Origin of the sequence: Symmachiella macrocystis, from assembly GCF_007860075.1 — a bacterium.
Lineage (GTDB): Bacteria > Planctomycetota > Planctomycetia > Planctomycetales > Planctomycetaceae > Symmachiella > Symmachiella macrocystis.
Genome location: NZ_SJPP01000001.1, coordinates 2,939,222 through 2,951,868 on the forward strand (window position 1 = coordinate 2,939,222; position 12,647 = coordinate 2,951,868).

General features: G+C 55.7%; 8 protein-coding genes. 4 read left to right on the plus strand and 4 right to left on the minus strand.

Annotated elements, in window-relative coordinates; genetic code table 11:
• Positions 1-217: 217 nt before the first annotated feature.
• Both CA54_RS11280 and rfbA read right to left on the minus strand, forming a co-directional pair.
• Positions 218-1,483 (minus strand): peptidylprolyl isomerase, encoded by a 1,266-nt coding sequence (locus tag CA54_RS11280; protein WP_146370867.1) that lies wholly within the window; start codon positions 1,481-1,483, stop codon positions 218-220.
• Between the two features lie 393 nt (positions 1,484-1,876).
• Positions 1,877-2,803, minus strand: coding sequence for a glucose-1-phosphate thymidylyltransferase RfbA (gene rfbA, locus CA54_RS11285; protein WP_146370868.1), 927 nt, complete (start codon positions 2,801-2,803; stop codon positions 1,877-1,879).
• Positions 2,804-3,126: 323 nt separating this feature from the next.
• On the opposite strand from rfbA, the gene CA54_RS11290 reads away from it, so the two are divergent.
• Complete coding sequence (locus CA54_RS11290; RefSeq protein WP_197532391.1) at positions 3,127-4,254, plus strand: glycosyltransferase family 2 protein; 1,128 nt, start codon at positions 3,127-3,129, stop codon at positions 4,252-4,254.
• Positions 4,255-4,297: 43 nt separating this feature from the next.
• Here the strand turns inward: CA54_RS11290 and CA54_RS11295 are convergent, their stop codons facing one another.
• Complete coding sequence (locus CA54_RS11295; RefSeq protein ID WP_146370870.1) at positions 4,298-6,808, minus strand: hypothetical protein; 2,511 nt, start codon at positions 6,806-6,808, stop codon at positions 4,298-4,300.
• A 133-nt stretch (positions 6,809-6,941) separates the two neighbouring features.
• On the minus strand, positions 6,942-8,429 hold the full coding sequence (locus tag CA54_RS11300) for a Gfo/Idh/MocA family protein (protein ID WP_146370871.1): 1,488 nt from the start codon (positions 8,427-8,429) through the stop codon (positions 6,942-6,944).
• A gap of 394 nt (positions 8,430-8,823) precedes the next feature.
• On the opposite strand from CA54_RS11300, the gene CA54_RS11305 reads away from it, so the two are divergent.
• The 3 genes from CA54_RS11305 (at position 8,824) to CA54_RS11315 (ending at position 12,629) form a co-directional block, all read left to right on the plus strand.
• Positions 8,824-10,263: a sulfatase family protein gene (locus CA54_RS11305; RefSeq protein ID WP_197532392.1), complete on the plus strand. Its 1,440-nt coding sequence runs from the start codon at positions 8,824-8,826 to the stop codon at positions 10,261-10,263.
• Between the two features lie 445 nt (positions 10,264-10,708).
• Positions 10,709-11,797 carry a leucine-rich repeat domain-containing protein gene (locus CA54_RS11310; RefSeq protein ID WP_146370872.1) on the plus strand — a complete coding sequence of 363 codons (1,089 nt, stop codon included), beginning with the start codon at positions 10,709-10,711 and terminating at the stop codon, positions 11,795-11,797.
• 37 nt (positions 11,798-11,834) lie between these two features.
• The gene (locus tag CA54_RS11315) at positions 11,835-12,629 is read left to right on the plus strand and encodes a hypothetical protein (protein WP_146370873.1); all 795 of its coding nucleotides are present in this window, start codon (positions 11,835-11,837) and stop codon (positions 12,627-12,629) included.
• Positions 12,630-12,647 lie beyond the last annotated feature (18 nt).

Sequence of the window (12,647 nt, forward strand, 5' to 3'; positions counted from 1 at the left end):
CCGCCGGGGCCGCAGCCCGATCACGCCTGTGCTAACAAACGAGTGTGTGAATTGTGGAGAGAGTGTAGAAGTGCGGGCTAAATACCGGAAACCCGACATACCGGTCAAGACCGGTCAGATAAAATTTGAAGTGTTTCTCGTGGTTTTCAAAAGACCGGCTCAAGTTGAAATCAACTCCGGCAATTTCTGCCGAACCGACCGTTCCTGGCTACAGTTGTTATTGCAATAATGCCGTGTCGCCGAAGTCGTATTTCGGTTCGATCACGGCTGTCTTTTTGAGTTCGTCAACAAGCTTGGCCGCCGCTTCTTGGTATTGGCTTTGGCGCAATTCCAATTTGATTTTTTCATGCACATCCTCGAACGGCACATAACCCGGATCGATCCGTTCAACGACTTGTACGATATGATAGCTGTCACCCGATTTGATCACGTCACTGACCGTGCTGGGGCGGATTTGAAACAGAATGGATTCCAGGTTTTCATCCACGAGACTGCCCTTCTCGGTCCAGTCCCACATGCCGCCGTTGAGCGCCGTCGGTCCGTCGGAGTGCTCTTCGGCCAGTTCTGAAAAATTGGCACCGTTGATGAGCAACTGTTCAATCTTGGCGATATCCTGGCGCGCGACCGTTTCTCCACCGCGTTCCTTAAAGCCGATTTTGATCTGCCGCCATTTGACTTTACCTTCGACTGCGTATTCCTCTTGGTGTTCTTGATAGTAGTCAAACAGTTCGCGACGGCTGAACTTCGGTGGCGTGCCGGCATTTTGCGAGACGTATAACTGCGCCATTTGGTTTTCGTAAAAAGCCTGTTGCATCCGCTGCATCGTCACACCTTCTTGGGCCATGGCCACTTCCAATTCACCACGACTGCTGATTCCCAATTCCTTTTTCTTCTTTTCCAAGCTGTCTTCGAAGGCCTGTTTCAAGCCTTGATCCAAAAGCCCTTTTTGTTCCTCAGTCAGGCCCTTCAACAAAGCCGACGACAACAGCTTGCTCTGAACGTGCATGGGAAGACTGCGACGGAGAAATTCAGCGCGAGCGGCGCGAAGTTCAGGTTGTGCTTCTTCAATTTGAGCAGCTGTCATACGTTGTTTAGTTTTCGCGACGCGTCTCTCGAATTCCAGCAGGACGTCCTCGGCAAAGATCGGTTCGCCGTTGACCAGCACCACGGTTCCGGTAGCGTTGCCGAGTTCGCGGTCTGCATTCGTCGATGCGGGGCCACTTTGTGAATTGGTGACGCGCGTCACACCCTCTTCATTGAGTAGTAAGTCTTCGTACGCGGGAATCTCATCCGCCACATGGGCCAACGGCATTTCATCGCGCGCTGCCAACTGCGGGGCCGGTTTGGAGGTCCTCCTCGCTGGCCGGTTATCGAAAGACATGCGGGGCGGCGGCTCGGGGGCAACTGGATTGTCGACCTTGGCAATCTTGTTGCAACCCGTGGTGATGACCAACGCAACCACGAGGGTGAGTGTTTGTTTCATTATCGCGCAACCAGTGCTGGGACTAGCCGAAACATCGGCGCAGCCGCAAATGGGAAATGTCAGTGAGAAATGGTGTGAACGCGCATCGTTATTGAGATAACCCGATGCGATTCGGACGTGAGGGGAGGATGGAAAATCAGCGGCGGATTATAGAGGCGAGTCTCCGAAACGGTCAATTCGGATATCGCTCTCTGCAGCTGATAATGCGCTGCGATCGAAAAAAGATCGAATCTCAAAAAGGATCGGACCGTTGGTGACCGCCATCTTAAGTGACGACGATCATCTTATTTTCAATGCAGACGGTTCTTCATTGCTGACCGTCGGGTTTAACATACGGACTGAACTGGATAGGTATCGCGCAACACGAACAGGGGCCGCGTAGAGACGCGGTGATTAATCATTCTCGCGGCGGACACGACTATCGCGGTCTTCGATCAACGGTGACGATTCTCCGTCGGCGATTTCCAGTAGATATTCTCCGTACGTATTCTTTTTAAGAGGCTCGGCCAATGCGCGGAGTTGCGCAGCATCAATAAATCCCATACGATACGCGATCTCTTCCGGGCAAGAGATCTTTAAGCCTTGTCGTTGCTCAACCGCTTCGATGAATGAGGCCGCTTGCAGCAGCGATGCGGGGGTTCCCGTATCCAACCAGGCGCTGCCGCGTCCTAATAGCTCAATCCGCAACTCTCCATCGTTCAAATAGCGGCGATTCACATCCGTGATTTCCAGCTCACCACGAGCAGAGGGCTTCAGGTTTTTGGCGATTTCGATCACACGATTGTCGTAGAAGTACAGCCCCGTAACCGCGTAATTCGATTTGGGATGGGTTGGTTTTTCTTCGATGTCGATCGCCCGGCCGTCGGCGTCGAAATTGACGACACCGTATCGCTGTGGGTCACGGACATAATAGGCGAACACGGTCGCACCGGCTGTGGATTTCCCCGCATTCTCCAATGCGAACTGTAGGTCGTGTCCGTAAAAGATATTGTCACCCAAAATCAGGCAAACCGGGTCGTCGCCAATGAATTCCTCACCGAGAACAAATGCCTGTGCCAGGCCTGCCGGAGTCGGTTGTACGATAAAACTCAACCGCATGCCCCATTGCGAGCCATCCCCCAACAGCGTTTGAAAGAGCGGCAAATCCTCGGGCGTGCTGATGATCAAAACATCGCGAATTCCCGCCAGCATGAGGGTGCTGAGCGGATAATAGACCATCGGTTTGTCGTAGACCGGCAACAGTTGTTTATTGATGACACGTGTGACCGGGTGTAACCGGGTTCCCGCGCCACCGGCGAGAACGATTCCTTTTAAAGGCATGGCCCATTCCTTTTGAGATGAATTACGGAGTTTCCGCGTTGTTTGGCAGGTAGGTTCTTAACCGCTGAGGACGGAACGTCATCCGAGTGCTCGACGGCCAACTCTATCAACCGTGATTTGACGTGTAAACCAGCGCGATTATTGTGAATAAGAGATGAACCCCGCCCGTTCAAGCGGTTGTTGCCAAGACCGCTGTGGTTTTGAGACGCCGTTTTTACGTAACAACTGAGCAGCAAAGTCGTATTGCTCAATTTCGCGGGGATGAGTACCCTTCGCCACGCAATGACGGGATGGCAATGTTCGTGCAGTCAGCACAGAGCGAAATGCCTCGCGCCATTGACAAAAAAACCGAGACCCCCAATCCACGCCGCCGAGGCGGTATTGATACGGGAAAGCATGCGATAGTGTTAGACACCCAGAGCTGCCACGAAATCGAGCCATGTTCGCAAACGTCCCTGGTCTGCGCCGGGCCGCCGGTGACGATCGTCCTGGCCGCTTACAACGGCCAAGAATACATTCGCGAACAAATCGAAAGCCTGCAACAACAAACCTATGCCAATTGGACCTTGCTGGTTCGGGACGATAGTTCCAGCGACCGCACGGTCGATATTGTGCGGGAGTTAGCGAACCACGACGATCGCATTACGCTGCTCAACGATGCGCAAGGCTGGTTGGGGACCACGCAAAATTTCGGCACATTGCTCAAAGCGGCCTATGACGCCGATGCCCCCTATGTCCTCTTCGCCGATCAGGATGATGTTTGGCATCCCGAAAAAATCGCACGGCAGATGGAGCTGATTCTCTGTGCGGAAGACGAAGATGGTCGCAATGTCCCGCAACTGGTGCATTCCGACTTGGCGGTCGTGGATGAAGAACTGCGGTTGATTCACGACTCCTTTATGGGCTACGAAGGCTTGGCTCATTCGCCCCATCAACCACTCAAGACGTTGCTGGTTCAAAATTTTGTCACCGGGTGTACAGCCCTGGTCAATCGCGCATTGTTGGAATTGGCTGTGCCGATTCCTACCGATGCGGCGCTGCACGACTGGTGGTTGGCCTTGTGCGCAGCGACGACCGGCCGGATTCATTATTTGCCGGCTGCCACAGTTCGCTATCGGCAGCATAGCAAAAATTGCGTCGGGGCACGGAGCACGCATGTGCATATCGGCCGACTGTTATCGAATTTGCCTGCCTATGTGGGACGGCATACCGCAAACCTGACCGCTGGAATCGGCCAAGCGCGCACGTTGTTGCGACGGTTGGAGTCGACCACGAACGCCGACGACGATCGGGCGCAACTTGTGCGGCTGTTTTGTCAGAAATTTGAAAGCCAGCAAGGGAAGTTCCAAAGGATTTCCCGCGTCATGAAACTCGGGATCCGCCGCCAATCACGGTTGAAGCAACTCTCCTTGTTGCTGCAATTGCCGCTGGTCCCCGTCTTGCCGCAATGACCGCTGCTCTGTAACGCTCTTTAGTGGCGCTCTTTAGTGGCGCTTACGGTAAGCCGTTTAGTTTGCGAACCACCCATTCGGTCGTCACCAACGCGCAGAACAGTAGCAATAGCACCGGGTGTTGCCAGAGTGCAACTTCATCCCGGTCGCCGTGCGCGACCTCAGCAGCGTTAAGCAATTGCGGTAATTCGGACAAGGCATCGGGACCGATCAACCGTCCGCCGCTGACAGTGGCAATTTGTGATAACAAGTCCGCGTTGGCGCTCAAGTCGGTCAATTCCTGCGCCGGCGGTTGCGAGACAAACAACGTCGCCACGAATTTGGCCGCATCCAAATCTGCCCCGTCGAGTTTCAAGCGGGCTGTGTATTCTCCCGGCGGCAAGTCGATCGCCTGTCCTTCATACGCCAAGGGCCGACTGGGCGCGGGTGTTAAGGGAAGTGTTTGCAAGATGCGCGATTCCCCCGCGGCGACCAGTTCGGCCGTCGCCGTCAATTGCGGATAGCGTTCGAGAAATACGCGATTGAATCGCGCACGCAATACGGCCGTTTTTCCTTGGGTAATATCACTTCGCTCAAAACCGAATTTCACGCTGTCCGTTCCACCCAGGCTTTGCTGACGCGCGCCCCAGCGTGCCAACTGGCCCCAAAAACGGTGGTGATACCGGTCCCCTGCGCGGTGCCGCCAGCGCCAGGTGCTGTCGATCCCCAGCCACAAAACCTGTCCCAGGCCGTAAGTTTGGCGCGCCAGAATAGCGCGATCTGCGGAGGTTCCCTGTGGAGCGTCGGCGGGGGAATCCATGGTCGCCAGAACGCTTGCGCCTGGTTTTGCGGTACCGGTCATGCCCCAAACATGTCCGGGAAAATCGCGCCAGATTTCACGATTGGCTTGGGGGTCGGCGGCGAACTGCAGCATCGGTTCGCGTTCGCCTTCGGGGGTAAGCGAGAGATGAAAGCCGCGTTCGTTGGGCGACGACTTGGCGGATCGTTTGGTGAATTGTTCGATCCGCAAATCGGAAACCGGCAATAGGCGCTGCAAGGCGGGAGGAAGTTCGCCATCCGTCGAAAAGTTTTTCCCAGCGAGGAGCACGAGCGTGCCGCGGCCGGCGTCGACATAACGTTCCAGGCTTTCCCAGTCAGCGGGTGTCAGATGAGTTTGCGAGACATCGCCGACAATCACCACATCGGTGTCGGCCAAGGCGGATTTGTCCCAGCCAGCGGGATCGTTCGGCCAGTCCAATTGACGGGGGAAGAACGATGCATCCAAGACATCGAGAAAAGGCTGTTCAAAGATAACCTGCGCGACATCAACGCGGCTGTCGCGCAGAAAGGCATTATCGATAAACCGAAATTCCCAGCGGGCTTCCTCCTCGATCAACAGCACGCGGATCGTGTCGTCGACCACCGTGAGCGCGAATTCAGCCGAGTTATTGTCGTCGCGAAGTTCTTCCGGTTGTGCTGCGACGGCGATGCGGAACGAAGACCGCCCCGCTGAATCGGCCGGCCAGTCAAATGCGACGGTTGTCGTGTCCGCTTCGACGTTGATTGTCTTCCGCAAAGCAGCGCCGGTTGCCGGTTGCAAGACCACCTCGATGGCGCGTCCTGCAAAACCGGTCGTAGCGAGGGTTGCCGTCAGCCGCGGGGTGTCGCCTAAAAAGACGGACGTGGGGAAATCGAGATCGGTGACGGTGATGTCGACCGGTTTGCGGGGGCTGCCGATAAGCACCGGGAATATCGGAATGTTTTCGCGGCCGAGCGCACGGGCCGTGGCGATGGAATCATGCGTTGAGGTATCGCGACCATCAGAAAAGAGGACGATTCCCGCGAGCGAGGTTTCCTCGCTTGAGGAGGTTCCGGATTCAATTCCCGCTCGTAGATTGGTTACACCGACGTTCAGACCTAACTCCTGTTCGTTGAGATCCAAGAGCGACAACGTATCCGCGTCGGCGGCCACAGACTGATCGGCGAACAATTGAATTTGCACATCACCAATCCGTTGCAACTCGGCGAGCAAGGGTGTGGTCGTTGACGTCAGAATCCGCTGGACAATTTCGCGGCGTTGCAGAGCGCCAATTTCATCCAGCAGTTGATGCAGGCTATCACGGCGCGTCTGTGCGAGCTGCACCGCTGCTTCGCCGTTGCTGGATTCGACCCATTTCGGTTCTTGATCATTTTCCAACGCCTGCAGCCATTGGTCCAAGCGGTCGCGACTGCCGTCATTGCCGATGGTTCCCAAAGCCCGCGCCCAGCGCAGTTTTTCGGCGTCGCTCGCTTGAGGATCGGGTGTCTGCATGCTTTGCGAGACATCAACGGCAATCAAGATCCGCCGCTCAGCCGCGCGCTCGCGCACGACGGCCAGTACCGGTTGCAACAGTGCGAAGAACAGCAAGGCGATGGCGGACAGCCGTAAGGCCAACAGCGAATTCCCGATCCGCGCCGCCACCAAACGGCGTTCGTAGCGGTATAGCATGATTACGCCGATGGCCGCGAGTGCGGCAAGGCTCAACCACAGCCACCACAGGCCCCGGCCCTGAAAAATGATGTTCGACGCTTCCACGCGTGACCTGTCGAGAACAAAGAGGATCGTTGGGCAAAACGCGTACAGTGACTCGGTGAATGCAAATCCCCCGGCTTGGTCGCTACCAAACCGGGGGCATACGGGTTCGTCAGTTGTTGCTTTTCACGGCGGCTTAGAGGCTCGCTAACAGCGGGATTTCGAAGCCGGTTGTGTTGGCGTCTTTCAGCAAGGAATTGGCCGCTTCGGCATGATCACCGGTGTGACGTTCCTTGGCACCGTCGAAGGTCAACCAGGGACCAACGGTGTATTTGTTGTCCTCGGCGGACAGACCCACGTCTTTGCTCATGATGTCGTGCAAGGCCGTAAAGTGCTCGTAGGCATCGGTGTTTTCACCGAACTTACCCGCTTTGCTGTTGAACGGAACGTCAACACCCAAGCGATACGAGTTGTTCATGATGTGGCCCAGCACGCAGCCGTAATGGGCATCCAGGGCGTTGCCGTTGGCCATGTCCGGGTTCCCTTCGCGGACAGCTGCAATAAAGGCGCCCCAGTTGCCGCCGGGGGTGACGTCACCATCCTCGACGGTCAGCACGACCCCCTCATTGTCCCCTTTGGCGAAATATCTCCAGTAGTCGCCCCCTTCACGGTGCTTTGCTTGAGCGTTGGGGAGAATCTTTCCACCATCCTCGAAGTAGTACTCGTTGAGGACCTGCTTTTTGTAATTTTTATAGTTCACGTTACGGACGTTGAAGTAGACGTACTGTCCGTTGGGATATTCGGCGACGGCGAACATCGTATTGGGGGTTTCGCCTTGGTCGTTCCATTGGAACCGACCGCCCATGCCCATTACGCGAACCGGGTGCGTTTGATCTTCGTCGAGTGCCCAGCGGGCGACGTCCAATTGGTGCGTCCCCTGGTTGTTCATGTCGCCGTTGCCGGTTTCCCAAAACCAGTGCCAGTTGTAGTGCACGAAATTGGGATGATATTGGTCGATCTGTGCCGGGCCTTTCCACAGGTCCCAATTCAAGTTCGACGGCGGTGTGGTCGGACTCTTGTGTCCGATGCCACCCCGTGGCTTACAGCAATAACCGTAGGAGATTTTCAGTTTGCCGAATTTCCCGTCCTGGATTTCTTTTACCAGCCCGGCAAGCTGTGCGTTGCTGCGACGCTGCGTACCGTGTTGCACGACGACGCCATATTTTTTCTGGGCTTCGACAGCGATGCGGCCTTCGGCAATGTCGTGGCTCATCGGTTTTTCAACGTAGACATGTTTGCCGTGTTGGGCTGCCCAAATCGTGATCAGCGAGTGCCAATGGTTGGGGGTGGCAACGGAGATGGCATCGACGTTTTTATCTTCCAAGGCTTCCCGGACATCAGCGGCGCCTTTGACGTTGGTGACACCTTTTTCGGCGAGCGCTTTCAGCGTGCGGTCCAAGACATCTTGATCGGGGTCGATGACGTAAGCGACTTCGACGTTCTTTTGTCCCAACCAACCTTGCAGGTGGCTTTTGCCGCGACCATTCAAACCGGCGACGGCGATTCGCACTCGATCATTGGCTCCATTGACCTTACCGGATGCTTGTGTGCCGGTCAGCAACAGCGAAGCGCCCGCTGCGGCGGTCGAGGTCTGTAAAAAACGGCGGCGAGTGATGATCGACATCGGAAATCCTCTGTGATTCAAAAAGAAGAATATGCGGGAGGGAGCTCACGCTATTTGGTGGACTTCATTGTAAACCGACCGAATAGGTTCTCGCAAGTTGAGCCCGTTTTTCCGGCCATTGTGCAACGAGCGGTTGACTCAGCGTAGGGCAACGTCGTCGCGAAGAGACTCCACTACAATTGTCACAAACCAACCCTCTGCGGTCGTATTCGACACTACGATCACGATTTGAAAAACGATTGCTCATTCGCTGTGGAAACCAATGTTTTTTACCTGAAATCTGCAAGGTCTGAATTCTATGACCTTGACCGATTGCCATACGAAAACCGTATGATGCAGTTTTGTTCCATTTCTCAACGCTATTGTTCTCAATGCGATAGGCCGGGAGCTCTTCATGTCGTTTCGCTGTATGGCAACTCTCTGCGTGTTGTTGCTGGGAGTATCCTGCGATTTGCCAGCAGCCCCACCAAACATAGTGCTCGTGATGTGCGACGATCTGGGGTGGGGGGACACCGGTTTTAACGGAAATACGGTGATCAAGACTCCGCACCTCGATGCGATGGCGCGGGCCGGTTTGAAGCTGAATCGATTTTATTCCGCAGCACCGGTCTGTAGTCCCACACGGGGATCGGTGCTGACCGGGCGGCATCCGTATCGTTACGGAATCCTGACCGCCAACAGTGGTCACATGACACCGCAGGAATTGACGTTGGCGGAACTGCTCCGAAAACAGGGATACACCACCGGGCATTTCGGCAAATGGCATTTGGGGACGATGACCAAAACGATTCGCGATTCCAACCGCGGCGGCCCAAAGCACGTCGCACATTTTTCACCGCCACAGAACAACGGTTTTGACCGTTGCTTTAGCACCGAGGCCAAAGTCCCCACGTTTGATCCGATGCTCAAACCGCGCGGCAAGCCATCCGGCAACGGATGGAACTATCTGCAGGATCGCGCCGCTGCCGTTCCCTACGGGACGCGGTATTGGGATCAACGCGGCGAGGTCGTGACCGAGAATCTTGAAGGAGACGATGCGCGGGTCATTATGGATCGCGCGGTGCCATTTATCACTCAGGCCGCCGAACAACAGAAACCGTTCTTTGTCGTCGTCTGGTTTCACACCCCACACCTTCCGGTCGTCGCCGGTCCGGACCATGCCAAGTTGTATGCCGAGTACGATGACTTTCCGCGAAACTATTACGGCTGCATCACGGCGATGGACGAACAAGTCGGGCGGCTGCGGCAGACGTTGCGTGATTTAAACGTGGCGGACAACACGTTGGTGACGTTTTGTTCCGACAACGGCCCGGAGGGTCAAGCGAAAACATCCCCCGGTTTGGCCGGTCCGTATCGCGGCCGCAAACGCGATTTGTACGAAGGGGGCGTCCGCGTGCCGGCACTGATCGAATGGCCCGCAAAGATCGCCGCCGGCAGGGTGAGCGATTATCCAGCAGTCACCAGCGACTACCTGCCGACGATCTTGGAACTGCTCGGCGTGCAAATCCCCACCGATCGCGCGATCGACGGCGCAAGCCTGTTGCCGCTGATCGAAACAAATGTCACCGAGCGACCCAGCCCCATCGGTTTTCAACACCACGATGCATTGGCCTGGACGGACAATCGCTACAAGCTCATCAACAACACTCGTAAACGCAAACGCGACCCAAACGGCAAACCGCTCCGACCACCAGTATTTGAGTTGTACGACCTCCTGGCCGATCCACAGGAAGCCCACGATATCGCCGCCGAACATCCGGAAGTCGTGAAGCGGATGCAAACGGAGTTGCTGGCGTGGCAAGCATCGTGCAAACCGGTCGACAGTCGGCAGTAGAAGTCATACGGAAAGGTTGGTGGCGAGTTGGCGTGGAAGAATGCCGCCGGTTTAGCGGTCTCTCGAATTTTACGGTGGTAGGAGACCTTCGGTCATGAGGGTAGCGGGGGCGGGAGACCCGCGCACAACAAGTGGGGGGAGTGGCCGGTGGCTAGTGGCGAGTGGCCAGTAAAGAGAAGGTGAAGAATAGGGTTGGAGGCTCGTTTGATTTTGAGTGCGAGCCTCACGCCTGTTCCCTCACACCTCATGCCTATGTTGGGAGACCTTCGGTCGCGACGGTGCGGGGTCGGGAGACCCGCGCACAACGAGTGATGCGGAGCGGTGAAGGGAGTTGCCTGAGTAGGGCGGGTGAAACGATTGGCGTGCCTAACACATTTGACATACAATCCAACCGCCGCAAGCCTGTCCCCTCAAGCCCCAAGCCGACTTTGCCAAAGGAAGCGCCATGGCAGACCCAGCACCTCAATTGCCGAAGACGAAGCGCCGTGCGCGCTGGCCGTATCTATTGGCCGCTGCGGCCGTGTTGGCCGTGATCAGCATCAAGTGGCTGGTGCCGATTGCGATGGAGCAACGGGCGCTGGCGGTGATTCGTGCGGAGTGTCCGGATGTGGGGATCGAAAATTCATCGGCACCGCCTCCCGCCCCACCGACAGTTATCACGGGGTTTCGCAGTTTGCGAGCGACTTTAGCAATGTCGATTTGGAAACCGACAAATTTACATGCCGAATACGTCGGTCCGGATTTTCTTCGGGAGTGGACTGGGCATGAGTTCCTGCGGGTGCGAACGATCGAGGGGTCGGCTAACGATTTGCGTCCCGCAGCCGATCAGTTGCGATGGCTGCAAGACGTTGTCGATGTCGAATTGTATAGCGTATATGATGACGATATTGAATATGTCAGGCATTACACCAATCTAGAGTCGTTGACACTAAACACCGAAATTACGGATACCGGGCAACCCTGCATCACGGATGCTGGCATATCGAGGCTTAACAGTTTATTTGAATTAAGAAGTTTAAATTTACGCGACGCCCATATCAGCGGTCGCGGATTCGCCACCTTGTCGGAACTGGATCAGCTGGAAGAATTGGATCTCACGCACACGCAGTTGACCGATGACGGACTAGACCACGTCTGCGAATTGAGCGGACTCAAATCGTTGCAATTTGCGGGCACACGCGTGACGGATGACGGTTTAGTCCACTTGAAGAATCTGCCGCGACTTGAATCGCTCATGCTCTTGGGGTTGCCCATTACAGATAACGGCTTAAAACATCTGTCGGATCTGAAGCAACTCAAGACGTTGAGCTTGTTGGAGACCAAGGTCACTGACGCCGGACTGCCCTATCTACTCACTCTCGACAACTTGGAAGACCTCGACCTGTCCGAAACAAAGGTGACGCTCGATGGCGTGCGGCAGCTACACGTCCTCCACAACCTGCGCCGCCTACGACTGGGAGGCTTTGGGATGACCGATGCCCAACGCGGCGAATTCCAACAAGCCTTGCCGGGCTGCAAAGTGACGCGTTATTGATTGGCGCCACACAGTGAATTCTTGCCAAGGACAAAACATGGCAGACGCAGCGACTCAACTGCCAAAGACGAAACGCCGTGCGCGCTGGCCGTATTTGCTAGCTGTTGTCGCACTGTTGGCGGTGATCAGCGTGAAGTGGCTAGTGCCGATTGCGCTGGAGCAGCGGGCGATTGCGGTGATTCGTGCGGAGTGTCCGGATGTGGATGTCGACGTCCCAGAATTCATGCCGGACGGAAGGAAGGGCCCCTCACGGGTTGGTTGGATGCATCTGATCCATACCCGCCGCCGACAAAGGACATTAGTCAAAACGGATTTTCTCGGGCCAACAGAACTGCAACGACGGATGGAACATGGTCTTTTGTGGGTGGTGTCTATCGACGGTCCGGCGGAGTATTTGCGCCCTGCTGCGAGTCAATTGCATCGGTTGCAAAGCGTAGAACGAATCAAACTCGACGATGCTACTGATGAGGATTTGGTGTATCTCGGCCAATTGTCTGAACTAGAAGATTTGAACGTGGCTTATAGCGATAGCATTACCGACGCTGGATTGGTGCAACTGGGCGGGCTGTCACAACTCAAAACGTTGAGTCTACAAAGGACCGGCATCACCGACGCAGGACTCAAACATCTGCTCACTCTCGACAACTTGGAAGACCTCGACCTGTCTGAAACAAAGGTGACGTTCGACGGCGTCCGGGTGTTGCGAGCTTGCGGCAACCTGCGCCGCCTTGGATTGGGAGGAGTGAAGTTAACCGATGCCCAGTTCGACGAACTACAGCAGGACCTGCCAGGCTGCGAAGTGACGCGTTATTGGTCGACGTTTCACCGCTAATACTCACCAAGGACCCAA